At 66.3% G+C, this 20,884-nt stretch carries 9 protein-coding genes; 5 read left to right on the forward strand and 4 right to left on the reverse strand.

Going from position 1 to position 20,884, the window contains the following annotated elements; genetic code table 11:
• Nucleotides 1–210: hypothetical protein (locus ADK67_RS03280; protein WP_197289256.1), on the reverse strand; the 210-nt coding region annotated here is incomplete at its 3' end.
• A gap of 442 nt (nt 211–652) precedes the next feature.
• Between ADK67_RS03280 and ADK67_RS50395 the strand changes: the two genes are divergently transcribed.
• Both ADK67_RS50395 and ADK67_RS03290 read left to right on the forward strand, forming a co-directional pair.
• Nucleotides 653–1,318: an integrase core domain-containing protein gene (locus tag ADK67_RS50395; protein WP_231647991.1), complete on the forward strand. Its 666-nt coding sequence runs from the start codon at nt 653–655 to the stop codon at nt 1,316–1,318.
• 47 nt (nt 1,319–1,365) lie between these two features.
• On the forward strand, nt 1,366–2,139 hold the full coding sequence (locus tag ADK67_RS03290) for a LamG-like jellyroll fold domain-containing protein (RefSeq protein WP_053714882.1): 774 nt from the start codon (nt 1,366–1,368) through the stop codon (nt 2,137–2,139).
• 54 nt (nt 2,140–2,193) lie between these two features.
• Here the strand turns inward: ADK67_RS03290 and ADK67_RS03295 are convergent, their stop codons facing one another.
• The gene (locus ADK67_RS03295) at nt 2,194–3,132 is read right to left on the reverse strand and encodes a hypothetical protein (RefSeq protein ID WP_053714883.1); all 939 of its coding nucleotides are present in this window, start codon (nt 3,130–3,132) and stop codon (nt 2,194–2,196) included.
• On the reverse strand, nt 3,129–12,836 hold the full coding sequence (locus tag ADK67_RS03300) for a LamG-like jellyroll fold domain-containing protein (RefSeq protein ID WP_082403179.1): 9,708 nt from the start codon (nt 12,834–12,836) through the stop codon (nt 3,129–3,131). Before ADK67_RS03300 ends, ADK67_RS03295 begins: the two co-directional genes overlap by 4 nt.
• A gap of 453 nt (nt 12,837–13,289) precedes the next feature.
• Here ADK67_RS03300 and ADK67_RS03305 point away from each other — a divergent pair, with 453 nt between their 5' ends.
• The 3 genes from ADK67_RS03305 to ADK67_RS03315 all read left to right on the forward strand — a co-directional run bounded on the left by ADK67_RS03305 (nt 13,290) and on the right by ADK67_RS03315 (nt 19,315).
• Nucleotides 13,290–15,212 (forward strand): tachylectin-related carbohydrate-binding protein, encoded by a 1,923-nt coding sequence (locus ADK67_RS03305; protein WP_157619873.1) that lies wholly within the window; start codon nt 13,290–13,292, stop codon nt 15,210–15,212.
• Between the two features lie 127 nt (nt 15,213–15,339).
• Complete coding sequence (locus ADK67_RS03310) at nt 15,340–15,639, forward strand: hypothetical protein (RefSeq protein ID WP_053714886.1); 300 nt, start codon at nt 15,340–15,342, stop codon at nt 15,637–15,639.
• Entirely contained in the window at nt 15,611–19,315 is a 3,705-nt protein-coding gene (locus ADK67_RS03315) for an nSTAND1 domain-containing NTPase (RefSeq protein ID WP_157619874.1), read from the forward strand. Before ADK67_RS03310 ends, ADK67_RS03315 begins: the two co-directional genes overlap by 29 nt.
• A 420-nt stretch (nt 19,316–19,735) precedes the next feature.
• On the opposite strand, the gene ADK67_RS03325 is transcribed toward ADK67_RS03315, so the two are convergent.
• Nucleotides 19,736–20,410, reverse strand: a complete 675-nt coding sequence (locus ADK67_RS03325) for a hypothetical protein (RefSeq protein ID WP_157619875.1) — start codon at nt 20,408–20,410, stop codon at nt 19,736–19,738.
• Nucleotides 20,411–20,884 lie beyond the last annotated feature (474 nt).

A 20,884-nucleotide genomic window follows, 5' to 3' on the forward strand; every position in this document is an offset into this window, starting at 1 on the left:
GCTGCCGTGCGCACGGACGTGCTCGTCCAGACGCGCCAGGGAGATCTGCCGGCGGGCCGGGTGCGCGACCGGCTTGCGCAACAGTTCGGTGAGCGCCGCGGCGGTCTTCTCGTCCTCGACGCGAATGCCGAACGCAGACCGGCCGCCACCCTCCAGGGTCTCGCGGGCCAGCCGCCACAGCTCGGCGAATTCAGGTTGGTCCCAGTGCACCGCCCGAGCCTAGTTTCGCGATCCGGAGCGCGCGCGCCTCCGGGGTGCCAGAACCCCGCACTGAGGCGCCGACCTCCGGCGATCGCGCACCATGGGCTGTAGGAGCGTGATCGCGAGGCGTGGCGCTACGACTGCCGTACCTGATCTTCGTTCGACTCGGTGACTGGCTGGTGCTGCTCGGCCGGTCCTCCACGGCCAAGGACGTCGAACTGCTGGTGCTGCGACACGAGGTCGCCGTGCTGCGCCGGACCAAACCCCCGCCCGCGGTTGGACCGGGCCGATCGCGCGGTGCTCGCCGCGCTGGTTCGCCGACTCCCCCATCGGCTGCGCGAGCACCGGTTGGTGACACCGGGAACCATCCTGCGATGGCACCGGCGCCTGGTCGCGAGGAAGTGGACTACCTAATCGCACCGACCGGCCGATCGACGACACCATTGTGGCGTTGATCGAGCGCATGGCCCGGGAGAACACCGGCTGGGGCTACCGCCGGATCCAAGATGAACTGCTCAAGCTCGGCCACCAGGTGGCCGACTCGACCGTACGGCGCGTACTCAAGCGCCTGCGGATCCCACCCGCACCCCCGGCGCGACACCGACACCTCCTGGCTGCGATTCCTGCGCGCCCAGGCCTCCGGCATGTTGGCCTGCGACTTCTTCCACGTCGACTGCGCCGTGACCGCAAGCGGGTCTACGTGATGGAGGTCGCCACCCGCTACGTCCACATCCTCGGCACCACCAACCCCGACGGGACATGGACCACCCAACAAGCCCGCAACCTACTGATGAACCTCGGCGACCCGGCAGACGACTTCCGGTTCCTCATCCGAGACCGAGCCAGCCAGTTCACCACCTCGCTCGACACGGCCCTCTCCGGCGCAGGCATCCACGTCGTGACGACCCCGCCACGGTGCCCCCGAGCCAACGCCCACGCCGAACGGTTCGCCGGCACCGTCAGACGCGAAGCCACCAACCGCCTGCTCATCCTCAACCAACACCACCTGCGGACCGTGCTGAACCGCTACACGACCCACTACAACCACCGCAGACCACACCAAGCCCTACAACTCACACCACCACGACCAGACCACCCAACCGCAGAGCCGGGCTGAACCTCGATACGCCGCCGACCAGTCGGTGCCTGATCAACGGCTCCGCCGTGCTCAACGGCACCACCGGCCACCTCGAAACCAGCAGCAAGGTACTCGACACCACCAAGAACTTCAGCGTCTCCGCCTGGGTCAAGATCCAATCCCACACCACCGACCAGACCGCCGTCAGCCAGGACGGCAACACCACCAGCGCCTTCCAACTCCACTACAACCCCACCGCACGCCGCTGGGCCTTCACCACCCGCTCCACGGACAACACCACCCGACAGGCCCTGTCGAAGAACGAACCCGCACTCAACACCTGGACCCACCTGACCGCCACCCACGACGCACACAGCCACATCGCCCGGCTCTACGTCAACGGAGCCCTCGAAGCGACAACCGCCGACGTCGCACCCCTCGCCGCCAACGGCCCACTCGCCATCGGACGCGCCCGCCACGCCAACAACGACACCGCCTTCCTCAACGGATCCATCGCCGACGTACGCGGCACCGTCTCGTTCGAAGCGGTCTTCTCCGATGCGGGCATCCAGGTCGTCAAGATCCCGCCACGGTGTCCACGAGCCAACGCCCACGCCGAACGATTCGTCGGAACCGTCCGACGGGAAGCCACCGATCGACTGCTCATCATCAACGGACACCACCTGCGAGCGGTACTCGGCCGCTACGTATCCCACTACAACCACCGCCGACCACACCAAGCACTGCAACTCGCGCCACCACGACCGGACCACTCGACCGCAGAGCCAGGCTGCACCTCGATACGCCGCCGACCAGTCCTCGGCGGCCTGATCAACGAGCACGAACCCACAGCCGCCTAACCCGCAGTTCAGACCCTGTGGCCGACTTCTGGAACCTCACACGGCAGCTCCGAATCACACAATCGCCCACAAGCAACGGGTGTCGGTCGCTTCCAGGTCCGGGTCCAGGAAGTAGCCCACACCCTCCGCTTCCACGAACGCCTCCGGGACCGTCGAACCCAGCCCCGCGCTCAACCTCAGGTAGTCCAACCGCGGCAGCGGTCGTGGTCGGACGAAGAGCACGATGCTCGACGACGACCCGACCGAGGAGGCAACCGACTCGACCAGTTCGCCCGGGGTCGTGGTGGTCACCTCCAGATCGGGGTAGACCAACACTTCCGCGCCGGCTCTGAGTCCGGACACCACGTCGTCCAGATCCTCGGCACCGACCAGGTACCAGTCCTCCCCGTAACGCCCGCGGGCCCGTCGCTCCATCAGCAGCACCGGCCTGGCAGACGCCTCGACCGCGGCACGGACCGATGCCCAGAAGTCGTGATCCGCCGGAGGAGGCGGGGCGTCATGATCGTCCGGATCGTCTTCTTCCTCGAAGTGGTCGACGTAGAGACCGCACTCACGAACCGTTTCGACCAACGCCGACAGATCGCCCGGCGCGTACACGTTGAGGTAGAAGTCGAAGCCGACTCGAACGTACACCCCGTTTCCCAGATCGAGGACGGCGTGATAATGCGCCCCCCTGAGGAGGTTGCGGATCAGGGTCTCGACCTCTCGCAGACCCACTACGCGCCCGTTGTACAGCTCACCTAATTCTTCCGGCGGAAGCTCACCGATGAAGACCTGCCGCAGCACCGCCTGGTGGGCACCGAGCGAATCCATGACCGCGCACACCGCGCAGACATAACGATCCTCGGCCTCGACGTAATCCCGCAGGGTAAGTTCTTGACCGTCGAAGACCTCCCCGACCTCATCGAACGACGTCCAGCCCCACTCACCCCCGGAACGCGCCCGCGCACGCTCCGAAGGTGAGTGCTTCGAGATGCTGAGGTAGAACATCACTTCCTGATTCGTTGCAAGCCAATGGTTCCGTCAGGGTTCTTGACAACATCATACGACCCACTGCGGTATTTCGAACTCGTCGTCTGCAACGACTCGACAGTCGGCCCCGCCTTGAACAGACCTCCGCCGTGCCCGGCGGTGTCCTGAGCGATGTACCGCTCGGCCGCTGGAGCCTTCTTGTTGTGCCAGATCTTCGGGCCGCCCGCCGACTTTTCCCTCCTCACCGTGTACCCGAGCCACGCGGCCACCTCGTCGGACTGGTCCCGCGTAAGGATCTGCTCGTTCTTCAGACGTGTTCCGGGAGCAAAGTCGATCTCTTCGCCACAGTTGTGGACCAGAACCGGCGTAGCGCCTGCGAGCACATAGTACGTGTGGAGGCCCTCAACAGTCAGGTCATAGACGGGTTCGAGGCGCGTGTGCCGCGCAGCCACTGACACGACGGGCGACGTGCCGTCGACCGAGGTGAGACCCTGGCCTGGTTTGAGGTCGCCGATGTTGACGAAGCGGTTCTCAGATGGAACCCAGATCGGATGCCAGGAGGTGGCGTCGACCGTACCCATGGTGCCGTCGTTGGCGGTGACGATGAGGCGGGTCATGTCGTCTTCGTCGGTGTGGACGATGGTGGCGACGACATCGCGGTCGGTGGTTTCACCGGTAACGGGGTCGGTGGCTTTGACCTTGTCACCGATCTCCACTTCGGAGATCGGTTTGGTCGAGCCGTCGGCCATCAGAACCAGGGTGGCGGCGACGAAACTGTGCTTCGAACAAGTGCCACCGATATCAGCACGCACCTCGGACTCGGAGCGCTTTGCAGAGTTATTGCCTCGCTTACGGGAGGGCGAGACCAGGTCGAGATAGTCGCCCAGACCCGGAATCTGACTGTTAGCGAAGTCCGAGACGACTTGTTCACTGACGACTTGGATAACATTCGTTCCAGGTTTGACGATGGTCGATTTGACGATGTCCAAGACCTTGTTGACGTCCTGGACATTTTCCGCGAGTGCTTGAACCTGCCGCGCGGGGAGGTTGGGCGCTGAGGAAACCAGGTCCTTCATCGCTACGCGCGCTTTGAGTACGGCTTGAAGTACCGGCAGAGGGTTGTTCTTCGCAGCGTGAGCGATAGCCGCCTTGGCGCGTTTGGTTACCGCTTCCATTGCGGCGCGTCGGGCGACTGCTGCCGCGGCCGCAGCAGCAGCACGTTTCGCTGCTGTCTGCGCCACTGCCTGCACTGCCGTTCGGACTGCGGTCTTGGCGAAGTCGGTCGCGTTCCGGAGAGTCCCGCCGAGCACGTCGTCTCCGACACGGCGGGTGGCGGAGGCCGCGTTGTCGGCCTGCTTGCGGACTCCGGATACCACGTCGTCGGCGTGTTTGCGACCTGCGGTGACGGCTTCGTCGCCGTGTTTGGCGAGATATTTGACGCCCTTGAGAAATTTGCCTGCGGGGATGACGTTGGAGATCACCCAGAGGGCGTTGCCCAGGCTGGGGTTGTTAATGAAATTGACGACGTCGTTGTAGCCAGAGACTTCTTTGACCACACTGACCGTAACCGATGCGACCTTTTTCACCCCGTTCCACACATCGCTCCAACTCGGCCAGTGGCCGTCGGTGTCGATGAGGTCGAGGGGCCGGCCCGCGCCGTAGGTGTAGCGGTTGAACAGGATCGAGGCGCCGGAGGTTGCCGAGACGGTGTCGCGTGAGGTGAAGGTGCCGGTATTCGGTTGGTACCAGCGGGCGCCCATGTTGATTTGGCCGGTGTCCGGGTCGGTCCAGTCGCCTTGGTAGCCGACCTGGCGTTTGGTTCCGGTTGTGGCCGTGATGGTGCCGAATGGATCGAAGGCCGCCGAGTCCGCGATGCCGGTCGTGGCGGGGTCCAACCCTCCGACGATGTCACCGTGTTTGTCGGCGAGGGTGAGCCGCGTGGTCCCGCCCGACGACAGGGACAGCAGTTCGTCCGCCGCGCCTCGGCCGTAGGTGGTGGTGCCGTCCGCTACCGGGTCGAGGCTGAAGCCGGCGTAATGGAAGGACGTGCTGCCTCGTGTGATCGGCCGGTCCAGGCCGTCGTAGGTGTAGTTCGTGTGGCCGACTCCGATGAGACGGTCGAAGGCGTCGAAGGTGAACTTTTCTTCGAGGCCGGAGGAGGTGCGTGAGGCCGTGGTGCCGCGTGCTGTGTGGGTGTAGGTGTAGTCGCCGTCGGATAACAGGCGGTTACGTTCGTCGTAGGTGGCGATCTTGGTGTCGTTGCGGGTCCGGTTTCCTGATGCGTCCCATGTGTATCCGGTGGTCTGTCCGCCTGTGGTCCAGGTTGTGAGGCGGTTGGTGTGGTCGTAGGTGTAGGTGTGCTCGCCTGCGCCTGCCAGACCGGTGGTGGTTTTGCGGGTCAGTCGGTCGTTGTTGTCGTAGTCGTAGGTGATGGATGACACCGGCGTGCCGGTGGCGTCGGTGACAGTGTCGGACTTCTGTCGGCCCAGGGCGTCGTGGTCGAACGTGCGGATGCGGTTCGTGCCGTATTTGAGGGTTCTGAGCTGGCCGGCTTCGTTGTAGTCGTGGGTCAGTTGGACGCCGGTGACGCCATCGGAGACGGTGGCGAGCCTGCCTCGGTGGTAGCTGAAGCCGGTGGTGCCGGAGGCGTCGGTGCGGGCGGTGATCCGCCCGTTCTCGTCGTAGTGGTACGACGAGTCGCCTGAAGGACCGGTGGCGGACAGCAGGGCGCTGCGGTCGTTGTACTGGTAGGTGTTGTGGCCGCCGGGTGCGTTGGTCTGGGTGAGCCTGCCTGTTTCGTCGTACGAGTAGGTCCGCTCGGTTGTGGCTGCTTCCGCGCCGGATCCGGTCTCGGTGGTGAGCCGGTCGAGTTGGTCGTAGTGCCGCTCACGTACCGCCCCGCCGGGGGCGGTCAGCCTCGTAGGGTTGCCTGCGGTGTCGTAGACCGAGGTCCAGGTGCGGTCGGCGGGGGCAGGGTGGGCGGTAGTCGCGGGTTCGGTGACGGATTCGGGGAGGGACCAGGGTGTGTAGGTGGTGGTGAAGGTGTTGCCGCGGCCGTCGGTGTAGCGGGTGCGGTTGCCGCGTGCGTCGTAGCCGAAGGAGGTGGTGATGGATTCAGTGTCCGAGACCGGTTCGGTTTGGCTGGTGAGCCGGTTCACCGCGTCGTAGGTGTAGGTGGCTGTGTGGTTGAGCCCGTCCGTGGCGGTGAGCACGTTACCCGCGGCGTCGTGGCTGTAGTTGGTGCGCCGCAGGATGCGGTTCTGCCCGTCGAGGCTGAATTGTCCGGTCGTGCGTCCAGCGGCGTCGTGGCGCAGGTAGCTGGTGCGGCCCAGTGCGTCGCGCTGCCAGACTTGGCGGCCGAGGCCGTCGTAGCCGTACTGCATCGTGACATCGGCCGGGTCGGTGGCGCTGGTGCGCTGGCCCAGGGCGTCGTAGCCGTACCGGGTGATGTCGCCCGAGGGGGAGGTCGCCTTCACCAACTCGCCAGCGTCGTTGTACTCCAGCCGTGTGGTGTACGCCGCCGCGGCCGGTTTACGTTCCAGCCGTGTGGCGGTGATCTGGCGGCCGAGTTCGTCGTAGGTCGCTTCCTGTCGTGCGCCGGTCGGTTCGGTCATCGACAGTCGTTCACCGTTATGCGTGTAGGTGTAGCGCCATACGCCGCCGACCGCGTTCGGGTCGTCGGCCTTGGGGTCCTGCCGTTCGAGGAGCCTGCCGAGTTGGTCGTAGCGGAATCTGCTGACCGCGCCGCGCGGGCTGGTCGCTTCGACGACGTTGCCCGCGGCGTCGTATCGGGTCGTGACCACGCCTTTGATCGGCTGGGTGGCACCGTGTGGGGTGTAGTCGGGTGTCTCGACGCGAGTCGGACGGCTGACCTTGTCGTGGATGGTTCGGGTGATGTGGCCGTTCTCGTCCTTGACGGTGGTCTGGTCGCCGAAGGTGTCGAATCCGACCAGTGTCTGTGGTCGGGTGGTGGTCGGTATGCCGCCGCCTGTTTCCACCTGGGCGGAGGGCAGCGTGATGGCGACCTGCCGCTCGCTTTCGTCGTAGCGGTACTCGGTGGTGAACGCGGCGGGGTTGGCGCCCGCGAGGTTGCCGCGCGGGTCGGTTTCCGCTGTCAGGAGGCCGCGTTTGTCGTAGCTGCGGGTGGTGGTTAGCGGTGTGCTGCCGTACTGGATGGTCTCGCTGGTCTGGTTGCCGACGTTGTCGTAGGTGTAGTCGACGACCGTGCCGGCCGAGGTCTGCACGCCGGGGGTGTTGGATCCGTTGCCGGTGCGGGCGATCTGGGTGACGTTGCCGTTGGCGTCGTAGCGGTAGGCAGTGCGCCGCGAGAGGCCGCCTGGGTCGGCGAGTATGTCGGTGACGCGGCCGACCGTGTCGATCGTGTACTCGGTGATCCGGCCGTTCGGGCCGGTGTGTCGGATCAGGTTTCCGGTGCCGTCGTAGGCGTTCTGTTCCAGCAGTACCTTGCGGGGTGCGCCGCCCGGTATCGGTATTTCGGCCTGTATGCGGAAGACAAGGCCGTTGGGTGTGTACTCGTAGAGGGTCTTGCGGCCCATGGCGTCGACGCGGCGGACGAGTCGGCTGCCGAGGTCGTAGGTGTTGGCCTCGAGTACGAGCAGCGTGCCGGGGTCGGAGGGTTCTCCGGTGTCGGAGCCTCCGGAGACCGGTTTGCCGTGCCACCCGCGCAGCCTGATCTCGGCGATCTTGTTGCGGGCGGTGTAGGCGTACTCGATGCGGGTTCCCAGGGGATCGACGACCTGGGTGCGGTTGCCGAAGACGTCGTAGGTGTAGCTGGTCTTGGCGCCTTCGGCGTCGGTGACCGAGTCCTGCCGGCCGCGGTCGTCGTAGCTGTAGGTCGTGGTGCGTGTCTGATCGCCGCCGGTGAGGTCGGAGACCTCGACTTTCTCCGGTTGTCCGTCGACGTTGAAGCTGATCTTGGTGAACTTGGTGTGCCGGACGCCGTCGACGACGTTGGCGACCGGGGCGTCGGTGACCTCGACGAGCCGGTTGAGCTCGTCGTAGCCGAACTTGATCTCCAGGCCCTGCGGGTGGGTGTCGGAAACCTCGACCTCTGCGGTCTTGCGGCCGAGTAGGTCGTAGCGATATCGAGTGATGAGACCGTCGGTCTCGGTGTCGGTACGACCGGGTTCAGTGGTGGAGGCGAGGTCGCCGTTGGCGTGGTACCGGTAGGTGGTCTGCTTGCCTCGCGCGTCGCGCGTGGTTTTGAGCAGACCCGCGGGTTCGTTGCCGCCGCCGTCCGCCGTGGTGGTGCCGTCGGTGTAGGAGTGCGTGACGGTGGTGCCGTCGGGCATCGTCTGCTTGAGCAGCTCGCCGCGGGTGTCGTACTCCGACGTGGTGAGGTAGCGGTTGTCGGTGGGTCCGGTGGAGCGGCCGTCGCGGGAGGTGAGCTGCTTGTCGATGCGGGGGTCGGTGTCGTTGACCTTGCCCGGTGCGGGTTGGTGGTAGGTGAAGTGCTCGGTGTCGCAGACGCCGGGTTCGCGGCAGGTCGTGCGGGAGACGACGTTGCCGCGCTCGTCGTTGCGCAGTTCGACCCGGTGCCCGTTCTCGTCGGTGATGGTCTGCTGGAAACCGTCTTTGTCGTATGCGAAGGTCCGTACGCCCACGCCCTGGACCGGGCCGCCCTGCCAGCTCGGGTTGCTCGCCCCCGGGCCGCCGCAGTAGGCGGGTGTGCCGTCCGGGTTGGTCGCGCCGGTGCAGGGCGGTGCGGTGGACGGCGTGGTCGGCACCACGGACGGGTCGGGTCGGTCCTCCAGGCGTACGCCGGTGCCCAGGGGTGCGACGAACCGGATGATCCGGCCCTTGATCGGGTCGTAGTCGAAGAAGTGGTGTCGGTCGCCAGGGTCGGTCACCTGGATGGAGCGGACGAGGTTGCGGACGGTGCGGCCTTGGGCGTCCTGTGTCTCGGTGCCGCTGACCTGCGGTAGGCCCAGTTTCCAGTGCCCGCCGTTGTCGTCGGTGTAGCTGCGGACGCGATCGTTGGTGGTGTCGTAGGCGAGGTGGGCGGCTACCCGGCCGCCGGGCATGGTGACCTTGGTGAGCTGGTCGGAGTGCTCCCGTGCCAAGAAGTGCGCCCGCGCGGCCTCCTCTCCCAGGGGGTGCTGGTAGATCGCGACCTCGTCGATCTCGCCGGTGAAGTGCTTCTTGGCCTCACCCGGCCACCAGCCGTGGGGCTGCCACGCGTCCGGGCCGACCGCGTGCGCAGCGCCGATCTGGCCGTGGTTGAACAGGCTGTTGTCGATCTCGCCGTCGGTGGTGCCGACCTTGGCGCCGTCCAGGTACAGCGTCTGTGTCGCGAGTGATCCGGCCAGCACGACGTGGTGCCATCGTCCGTCGTTCACGGTGTCGGTGCTGGTGATGGGTGCGATCCGGCCGTGCCAGAACTGGCCGCGCAGCTTCCCGTCGCGGTCGACGTACAGCACCGGGACCGCACCGACCGGGTCGCGGTCGAACGGCGCCCGTTGGAACCCGATCAGCGATCCGCCACTGGTGGTCTTGAACCACAGCTCTACCGACAGGTCTCGGGACTTCTTGATCGCGCCGTCGGGCAGCGTCACGTAGGAGCCGGTGCCGTTGAACCCCGTGGAGGTGTCCGGGCTGCCGCCCAGTGCGCCGGGAACACCGAGCTGCGTGCCGCGGTGGGCGCCGTTGTCCTTGCCCAGGTTGATCGCGACCTGGCTGAGGGCGTCCTCGCGGTCCGTCTCGCCGAGACGCCAGTAGGAGTCGGGTCGGGAGTCGAGCACCGCGCTGCGGTAGTGCGAGCCGTTGTCGTAGTCGTATCGGGTGCAACCGCCCTTCGGGTCGCACACCCCGGTCAGTCGGTCGCCGAGGTAGGAGTAGATCCACCTGATGGGTGTGCCGCCGGTCACCGATGGGTCGGTGCGGACCTCGGTGACGTGGTTGCCGGTCCAAGTGAAGTACAGCGTCCGGTTCGCGCTCGCCCGACTGATGGCGCGTTTGATCTGCCCGTCGGGTCCGTAGTCGAGTTCGAGCATGCGGCCGGCATTGTCGTGGATGGTGATGAGGCGGCCGTCGAACTCGCGGAAGGTGTGCACGGTGTTGGCCTTGTCGACCAGCACGTAGTTCCGTGCCGTGGTGACGTCCTGGTAGAAGGTGGCGAACCGTCCAGGCGGCGGGTCGAAGCTGCCGTCGGCGTTGCGTCCGAACCGCACGTGCTGCCCGTCGGGGTAGGTGACCACGACGTTGCCCGACCCGTCCCGATCCGGCACGACCCGCATGTCGTAGCGGGTGGACCAGCCCGCGCCGAACAGGTTCGTCTTACGCGGGTCCAGACTGTTGTAGGTGCGGGCGATGTTCAGGTCCGGACCGGTCACACCGAGTGCGGCGTCGACCGCGGCCGTGGTGTAGTTGCCCACCTGCGGGTCGAAGTCCAGATCACCCGCGCTGTACGGGGCGCCGCCCAGGTGCGACGTGACGTCTGGCTGCGGCACGGCGGTCAACAGCGCGCTGAACGGCAATGCCTCGCTGCGGGCGCCGCTGGGGTCGATCGCGAAGGCCCGCCAGTGGTAGGTCTCGCTCCACTGTAACCGTCCTTTCGCGACGGTCCATGTCCTGCTCGCTGCACGGGGACCGAGGGTGCACGCGGCGAGGTTCGGGGCGCCGTCGACGGCGCTGTCGCACACCTCGAACTCATAGCGCACGTCCGTGCCGGGCGGGGCGTCGACGTCGACCGCGTCGGCCCACAGCTGCGGGGTCAGGGTGGGTGCGGAATGCCCGGCGGGCGGGTACTGCGCCTTGACGATCGGCGGGATCTCGAACATCGTCATCGACAGCCGCGCCGGTGGGATCTGCTCGTCGGTGAAGTAGATGTCGTTGTGCACCATGCTGAAGTCGAGCAGGTAGTCACCGGGGTTGGCGAAGCGGAAGACGGTTGCGTCGAGGGTGACGGTGTCACCCGGTGGTACGTCACGCGGCAGTGCCGCGGATTCGCGGGAGTCGACCGGTCGTCCTTCCGAGGTGAAGGCCCGGTAGGCGAGCTTGTACGCGCCGGGTGTCCAGGTCTGGCTGCCGCGGTTGGTCACCGCGATGCTGACCTTGCCGTCCTGCTGCCGGTGCACGGGCGGCTCCGGCACACCCCGCACGATCCGGTAGGACGCGTCGTAGGGGGTGTGGGTGACGAACAGCCGCGGCGGGTTGGCCGTGCCGGTGCCGGTGAACTTCTTCCAGCTCCGGGTGGCTTTCACCGCCAGGCCGTTGTTCGCCACGCCACGTGCCCAACCCTGCACGAGGTCACGCCCGGCGGTATCCAGCTCGATGAGGTCGGCCGCGGTGGGGCATGCCGAGTGCGATTGACCCAGCGCCACGTAGCCGTGCGCGAACGACGCACCGCCGATCACGCCGCCGGTCGGCGGGTGACCCGACCCAGATGATGACCAGCCGGCGGTGACCGGATGCACTGTGACCGGCTCCGGGCGACAGGACGGCGCGTCGAAACTGGTCAAGTACAGCTGCGCGGCGTACACCCGATGCCCGGCCAGGGCGGAGCCGATCCCGTCGAACTTCAGGTACATCGCGCTGCCGTCGCCCACACGCAGCTCCGGGCCGCCGGTACGGGCACCGCCAGAGGTCACCACGGCGGCGTTCGCGGTCGCGCCGTGCACCGATGGGTCCACCGACACCGGGTAGACCCGACCCGGATCACGCAGCCACACCGGGTCCAGCGTCATCCGCAACGCCTGGCCATCGCCGCGGTCGACGAGTTCGTAGCGCACACCGTGTGAGGTGGAAGGGTTCTCCGGATGGCTGTCGGTCATGAAACCGGCCGGGATCCGGGCTCGTTCACGCCCGGACACGTCGACCAGGACCACATCGCCGTCCGCCATCCGGGCGGTAAGACCGGTCAGCCGCAACGGGAAAGTCCACGCGTGCGGCGCGTCGGGCGAGTCGAGTACCAGTGTTTCCTTGACCCCGCCGGGTATCACGTCCACCCACAGGTCGGTATGCGCCGCGACGCCGGGGTAGACGGCGCGGCTGCCTTCGACCTGTGCCCGTGCGGATGCGGCACTCGCTAGCCCGAAGGACAGTTCGTGCCCGTCGGGCAACCGCATGCGCACGAACGGCGTGTCGGACGCCGTCGCACCGAACCTGATCTCGACCTCGTCGGCGCTGTTACGCCATCCATCGCCGTCCGCGACCAGCGTGGTGTCGATCGGATGCCACGTTCCGTCAGGTCGCCGGTGGTTCACAGGTGCCTGGCTGAATTCCGTGGTGCGGGTACCGTCGGCGTTGGCATAGGTGCGTGAGTACGCCTGCCTGCTCCCCCGGTCCTCACGGCTGCTCGCCGCGTCGAAGCCGGTCGGGTCGGACGGTGCCGACAGTTCGCGCGTCTCGTTCGTCCGCACGGCTGTCCGCGGGAACTCGGGCTGCGGGTAGTCCGCCAACTCGGCGCGTGGCGACGCACGGTTGACCGACTCTCCCATGACGTACTGCGGTTGTCCTTCCGCCGAACCCCAAGCCTGATCCGGTGCGAGATCACCCGGATTGACATCGTCGGACGCAGTGCCGAACCAGGGCAGGACGTCGACGACGCCAGGAGGAACCGCGCCCAGCAGGAGCGTCAACACGAGACCGAGCGCCGCGACGATACGAACGGCTTCGGATCTCCACGCACCGACGCGCACATGCCGAATACGACCGTCAGTCATAATTCCCCGCCCCGTGGCAAACCGCAGCCGATCCAGCCTCATGACCAGAACCCGCTATCGAAACTTTCCACACCCGCCTCGATAAAGGCAATGACCGCAATGGGCTACAACCCTTCACAGCACACATCAGCCATACGGACGAACGCTCGGCACTACACCCCAACCCAGTCCGCATTTAGCGGCACCCTTTCGGAGGCTGACAGGCTCCAGCGTGATCCGTTACAGTTTCCGGTCGGCCACATATACCGGGAATAGTGGTGCCGCATGCGAAGTACCGCGTGAGCCTGCCCAAGCAGCGAGCCAACACCACTGCGACTCGTCACCGTTGCATCGACATGTTGACGGCCAACGTCAGACGACGCTCTGGATAGATCACCGGGGCGAACGCCTTCCAGCCCCTCGATGCAGTCGATCCGACGATCAGCCAGCCCCTACGACGTCTTCCACCATCGAGCGACAGTTCGCCCACCAATACTACTGAGGAAGGAACGTGGGATGCGTCACGACAAACGGTTCTTGGGTACGCTCGCCGCATTGTCCTTGGCCGCCTCAACGGTGGCACCAACCGGTACCGCCAAGGCGGCAGCGACGAGCGCGCTGCAATGTCGGACAGCGGTGTCGGTGTTCGCCGCATTGCCGGACGGATCGTTGCGACTGTACAACCACGAAGAACCCGAGACGGGCATCGCATCCTGGAGCGGATGGAGTCACATCGGCAACGGGTGGTATCCGCACACCCTCATCGGACCCAACGGATTACTGTACCAGATCATCGACGGCGACCTGTACCGCTTTCGCTGGACCGGCAGCGACTGGGAAAGACCAGGCGGCGGCTGGTCGGAGAAGATCGACACCGAGTGGACCGGCTGGGATACGCCCGCCTACCGCAAACGGCTCACGATCGACTCGCGCGGCGACTTCTACTCATTACATTCCAACGGGGTCCTGTCATGGCAACGCTACGACGAAACGACGAAGACCTGGACACGCCGCGTACTCGAGCAAGGAAACCCCGACCGGTACGACCTCATCGTGGCCGCCGGTGACGGAGTCTTCTTCGTACGCGACCCCGGACAGGACAACGGAGCACTCTACAGGCACAAGTACCATCCCGAATCACAACGCCTGATCCAGCAGAAGCACTACGCGGGCTACGGCTGGAATATGCACCGCGCGCTCTTTTCCCCTGGCGCCGGGATTATCTACGGCCGCGAAGAGAGCTCCGACGACAAACTACGCTGGTACCGCTACGACGAAGTTGACGGGACCTTCCACGGGAGCCAGCAAATCGACTGGGGCTGGCGCGCGGACTGGCAGGTCGGCGCGATGACCGACGCGTGCACCCTCCTCGGTGCGCCCGCCCCGAGCAGACCTGCCGTCCCGGCCCGCTACGACGCCGCCACCACTGCGGTGCCCGGCACCGACGGCCTCATGAACTACTTCTACGTCAACAGCCAAGGCGGACTCGTCCACGCCAAGCAACGCCGGATCGACGACCCGCTGCTGATCGACTACCAAAGCTTCCCCGACCATCATCGCTTCACCGGCACGCCCGGCGCCGCGGCCCGAGCCGACGGCAGGCTGGAAGTGCTGGCCAACAGCAGCGATGACGCCGACGTACGCGGCAAGCTCCAAGCGGTCAAGAACGGCCCCTGGGAAGCAGGCGTCAAGCAGCACGCCGGCTGGCTGCTCGGCGACCCCGTCATGGTCGCCACCGCGAACGGCTCCGCCGTGTTCGGCGTCGACCACGCGGGAGCTCTGTGGCTACGCCCACAGACCCAAGACCTCCTGGGATACCTACCGTGGCGACAGCTGCACGGCACCGGACTCACCACCGACATCACTGCGACACGCAACGGCTCGGCAGTCGACATCGCGGCCCGCTTCACCGACGGCTCGATGCGCGTCGCGCGGTTCGCCAACGGCACACTCGGCCCGTGGCGCGCCCTCGGTGACGGCCTGGGCAAACCCACACTCGTGGTCCACCAGGACGGCGGTCTGCAGATCTTCACCCGTCGCGCCGACGGCCGCGTCCACACTCAACGCGAGACCACGGGCACATTCCCCGGCGCATGGTCACCAGTCGGCGACCTGATCACGACCGGCTCCCCCGCCGCCGTCGTCACCGACCGCGGCATGGTGGAACTCGCCGCACGCGGAGCCGACAACCTGGTACACGTCACCGGGCAGTCGACACCCGCGGGACCATTCCGCCAGTGGACCGTCCAGGACTTCAACGACGCCGCAACCGACCCCACCGCACTCACCCGCACCGACGGCACCTGGATGATCACCTGGCGAGACGCCCAGAACATCATCTACACCTACAACGGCTCCTACGGGACCGCATCAACCTCCGACACACAAGCCAACAACGCCCTCAAGCCGGAATACCAGGGCGGCCCGATGCGCTCCTGACCCCTGCGTGGACAACGGCTGTAAACGGCATTGAATCAATAAGAAGGACAAACCCCACCGAGCAAAGATGAACCCATCGGAGTTACAGAAGTTGCGGCGACGTACTCGGCCGGATGATGCTGATGCCGTGGCCAGGATTGATACGCAGATCGCCGACACCCGCGCGCATGCGATCGCAGCGCGTCTGGCGCAGGACGACAAGCCGGAGCGCGAATTGGTGATCGACTGGCAGAACCGGTTAAGCCAGTTGCTGGCTGCTGAGCCCTCCTTGGGGACCGAACTGCGCAGGCTGTTGGGCGACACTCTGACACCCGCGTTGGACGCCAGCGCGCCGGGGCTTATGACGGTCACCATGTGGGCGACAGCCCAGGACAACTCCAGGATCTACCAGGCGGGCGGTGACCAGTACATCGATGAAGCCCGGTGACGAGACCACAAAGCAGGCCGGGCGGAAGTCCGTCCACCTGCAGGCGACCGCCTCGGAACACGCGCAAGTCGTCCAAGTCGGTGGCGACCAGCACAACTATTACGGCTCGGGTGTGCGCGGCGCTCGGCGCGCCGATTCGGGCTCGACGGACGGGGAGTGCCCGTACCCAGGGCTGTCTGCGTTCGGCCCTGAGCATGCGCGGTGGTTCTTCGGCCGTGACGCGCTCATCGCAGAGCTGGTGGAATCGCTGGACCACCGACAGCGCTCCGGCGGCATCCAGATGGTCGTGGCGCCGTCCGGCGCGGGCAAGTCCTCGCTGCTGCGCGCCGGCCTGCTGCCCCGGTTGGAGAAGTCGGCGCTGCCTGGATCTAGCGCGTGGCCCCGACTGCTGTTCACCCCTACCTCCGACCCCCTGACCGCGCTCGCGGAACAGGTCGTCCCGCTGGTCGGTGATCATCCCGGTGTCACAGCCGCGGAGTTGGCCGCAGACCCGGCGCGGTGTGTCGATGCGGTCACGAGGGCCAGCGGCGACGGACATGTCCTCGTGGTGGTGGACCAGTTCGAGGAGCTTTTCACGCTCTGCCCCGACGAGAACCGGCGGCGTACCTTTACCGAGGTGCTCGACCGGCTCGCCCGGGGAACTCCCTCGGCGCTGGTCGTCTTGGGTGTGCGGGCGGATTTCTACGCCGCGTGCGCCAACGACCATGTGCTGCGGGGCGCGCTGCGGGACAGCCCACTGGTCATCGGCCCGCTGTCCGAGGATGAGTTGCGCGAAGCCGTTCTCTATCCAGCCCAGGATGTCGGGTTGACCGTGGAACCCGGCTTGGCCGAGCTGCTGTTGCACGACCTCGGCGCCAGCGGCAGCGCGGCTGGCTACGACGTGGGCAGGCTCCCGCTGCTGGCCCATGCCCTACGCACCACGTGGCAACAGCGTGAAGGCAAGGCGCTGACCGTTGGGGGTTACCGAGCGACGGGCGGCATCGAGGGTGCCGTCGCCCGCAGCGCCGACCGGGTCTACACGAGCCTGGACACGACCGGGCGGCACCTGTGCCGGCTGATGTTCCCGCGACTGGTCCGGATCGGGGAGGGCACCGAGGACACGCGGCGTCGATTGGCCCGCGCGGAATTGCTTGAGGCCGGAGGCGGGCCGGGCGAGGCGTCGGCGGTCCTGGCCGCCTTCACCGCTGCGCGGCTGCTCGTCCAACGCGAAGACACCGTCGAAATTACGCACGAGGCGTTGGTCCGAGCATGGCCGGCGCTGCGGCGGTGGATCGAGGAGGACCGGGCGGGACTGCTGGTGCACCAGCGACTCGGTGAGGCCGCCGCCACGTGGGAACGCGAGAACCGTGATCCCGGCGCGCTGTACCGGGGCAAGTTACTGGCCGACGCGAACGTGGTGGCCGACGACCCGACCCGCCCGCTCACCGCACTCGAACGCGAGTTCGTCGCCGTGAGTGGCCGGGCCCAACAGCGGAACATGCGCCGGCTGCGCAGCCTCGTGATCGTTCTTTCGATTGCGATCCTGACTGCATTGGGCAGTGGGGTCGGTGCATATCTCGCCGCCAGCACGGCGTTTAAGTTGCGTGATCTCGACAACGTGCGAGGCGCAATCCGACATGCTACGGACGCCATGCCGGGCAACTCGGCGTTGGCCAGCCACCTCAGTGTGGCAGCGTTCCGAATACATCCGAATTCCGAAACTCTCAGCGGCCTGCTAAGCAATGCCGCCGCACCCGTCTCAACCCGCGTTGATCACACCGATGACGTCAAGGGCACATCCATCGGACACGAAGGACAGACTCTGGCGGTCATCGGAACCGACGGTGTCGTGACGCTCTGGGACATATCCGACCCGAACCGGCCTCGTGATCCTGTCAGATTGACCGATCACGACAGTGCCGCATGGTCAGTGTCGTTCAACCGCACTCTCATGGCGACCGGCAGTTTGGACGGGACCGTGGCACTGTGGTCCGCCGCCAACCGGAAGGCTGTCACTCTGGCGCACGTGATCCGCCACCACTCGCGTGAAATCAAGTCCGTAGCCCTGAGCATGGATGGTCGTTTCCTCGCCGTCGGGAGTCGAGATCACACCACGACGCTATGGGATGTAAGAAACCCGCAGAACCCCATATTGCTTCATTCGATAAGGCAGTCGTCGGACGGCGCCAACGTGGCGTTCAGTCACGACTCGAAACTGGTCGTCACCGCCGGCCTGGATGGAACGGCGACTTTGTGGGAAACAATCCCGGGCGACAAGCCCGTCAAGCGCGGTGTCGTCACAATGGGCGATAGGCCGATCACCTCGGTGACGTTCAGTCCTCACCGTCGAACATTGGCTGTCGGCACAAAGTCCGAGTTCATCCTCTGGACGGTGGACGAGCCTGCCGCGCCCGTACCGATCGGCTCGGGGAGCGACGGAACCCAAGAGGTGTCCTCGATCGCCTTCAGTTCGGACAGAATCCATCTGGCCACCTCGAACAACGATTCGTCAATTCGTTTGTGGGACATCACCGATCCGGCTTCACCAAATCTCGTCTCGCTACAGAAAGCCCACAGTGCGCCGGTGAATTCAGTGGCCATCTCTGCAGACACGACCCTGATAGCGGGCGCCGACGACGAAACCATTACGCTGTGGGATCTGACGACCGTCGGACCCTCCCACAGCGGATGGGGCCTCTTTCTGCGACCCAGTCACAACGGCACCCTCCTCGCGGTCGGAGGTTCGGACGGCATACTGAAGCTCTGGGATTCGACGAACCCAAGACGGTTGAAACCCTTGAGTACAGTGAAAGCCTCCGACGAAATGATAGGGGCAATAGCGTTCAGCCAGGACGACCTGACGATGGTCACGTCCGGACATGGCGGCCTACTCAAATTATGGAATATTGTCGACCCGAAAGCCCCGGTACTGCTCGATACAGCATTGGCCACAAGCGACCGAGAAGTCGGATCGATATCGTTCACGTCAAGTCCCGACCACTTGGTCGCCGGCACCTCCGACGGCAAGATCACATTGTGGACCATCGAAGATGGGAACAAGCTGGTCGAGAAAAGGACTCTCGAGCAGCACGCTGGAAGTGTCACCAGGGTTGCGTTGGCGCGAAATGCAGACGGTCGCGAACTGCTCGCTGCCGTGGGAAACGGTGTCTTCACGCTCTGGGATATCACCGATCTCGGCAACCCCTTCCGACTTGCCGCATTGACGCGGAACACCAGCGATCTGTGGGGAGTCCACTTCTCGCCGGACGGGTCACTTCTGGCAATCGGCGGCGGCGACGGGAGGCTTTGGCTGTGGGACGTCCGCAATCCGGAGGAACCCGCCGTCCTAGGCGGCGCACTCATCCACCCGGCGGGAATCTCCGCGATCGCGTTTAATCCGTCAGGTACGCACCTCGCGGCAAGTACCAGCGGGCCGATTGTGCTCTGGGACGTGAAGAATCCACATGCTCCCGCGCGGATGGCGGACTTGACCGGGCACAACGGCCACATCAATGTGGTTGACTTCGCATCGGACGGCCACACCTTGATCAGCAGCGGCCGTGATCGAGCCATCCGCACGTGGGAAACAGACCCAGATACCGTTGCTGCGCGGATCTGTGCAACTGTGCCCAGCCATTTGACTGAGACGACTTGGCCGACATACTTTCCGACGTCACCCTACCGAGAACACTGCTGACATGCACGCGTCCACGGCCGGTCCATACTGCATTGCGGCGTTGCAGTCCTTCAGGCACGGTGGGGTCGGGGAAGCGGTGCGCCAGCCAGGTGACGATCTGCTCGACGTCGAGAGGTTGGATCACGACTACCGTGGCATCCTGCAGCGCTACCGGCTCGGGCACCGGTACCTGTGCCGCCGCCGGCGGTGTGTCCGGTAGGTCGGGATGGAGGAGCCGGTGGTAGTGGGTGGAGCGGCAGGTGAGCACGACAGGACCGGGTAGCGGTCCGTCAGGGTGGTTGAGCCCGTGCAGGACCTGCCGGGCACGGTGAGGCGGAGTGTGGTCGGGATCCATCTCGTCCAGGCCGTCGAGCACCGGCAGCACCCGGCCGTCGGCGACCAGCGCGGCGGCCACCGCGGGCCTGACCCCGTGGACACGGGTCAGGTGCGCGGCGACCCACCCGTCGAGGCCGGCCCGCACAGCGGCCGGGGAATGCGGGCCGGCGGGCGGGGGGGGAACGACGACAGGCTCAACCGCACCGGCACCCGGACCTGCGCCACCGGATCCCGGTCCAGGGCATCGCGGGCGACCACGGCCAGATCGGTCAGCAGCCGCAACGCCAGCACGGTCTTGCCGGCCCCGGGCTCGCCGAGCACGACCAGGCGCTCCATCTCCAGACACCGGTAGTAGTCCACGACGTTGTCCAGAGCGCCGTTCCGTGCGCCACCGTCGGTGCGCCAGCGCAGCAACGCCGCCTCGGGCTGCGCAAACCCGACGTTCGCCGGACGCACCCGCCCCGTATCGCCCAACAGTCGGGCCAGGGTGGCGGCCTCGGCGGTGGACACCGCGCGCAGCAACTCTCGCGCCGCCGTGGCCAGCACCGCCGGGTCGTCGGCCCGCGGCATCGACCGCACCGCCGCGGCCGCCGACACCAGCCCGAGCACCATGCTCGCCACCGCCACCGGCAAAGCCAGTACGTTGGCGATCCCCGCCCCGTCCCCGCCGTCGGTCCGGCCCAGCAGCCACCACATCACACCAGCCGAACCGGCCACCAGCAGCACACCGGCGATCCCGCTCCAAACCCATGCACGCGACGACCACACCCGGGACTTCACCCGACAATCCTGACTTACCCGAAAAATACGGACTGCCCCATGACGGCGTGCCACATACCGGACACGCAGCCGTGCGCGTCCCGCAGGGGCCGGAATACGTACGGACATCGCTCCGAACGCCGACCCGCAGCACCGCAAGTCCCGCAGGGTGCGAAGGCGGTCAGCTGCCGAGCAGTGCTTGCGCGTACAGGTCACGCGCTACCACAGCCAGCCCCCCGGCCGAGCAGCGACACCCGACTCGACATCCACCGACGCCAACGACTGGGCGGCATCCTCAAGCAGTACCACCACGTCGCCTGACCTGCACGGACGACATTTTCGGCAAGCACACCGCCGACCGCGATGGTCGCGCACCCGACCCTCATTCCGGCCCGGACAGCGGATGTATCCGTCGCCGAGGAGGACGAGGGTCATGCCCGCCGACCGGCGGGCATGACGACACGCACCACCGTGTCGTTGTCGTCGGGCCACCGT

Source organism: Saccharothrix sp. NRRL B-16348, assembly GCF_001280085.1.
In the GTDB taxonomy this organism is placed as follows: Bacteria; Actinomycetota; Actinomycetes; order Mycobacteriales; family Pseudonocardiaceae; genus Actinosynnema.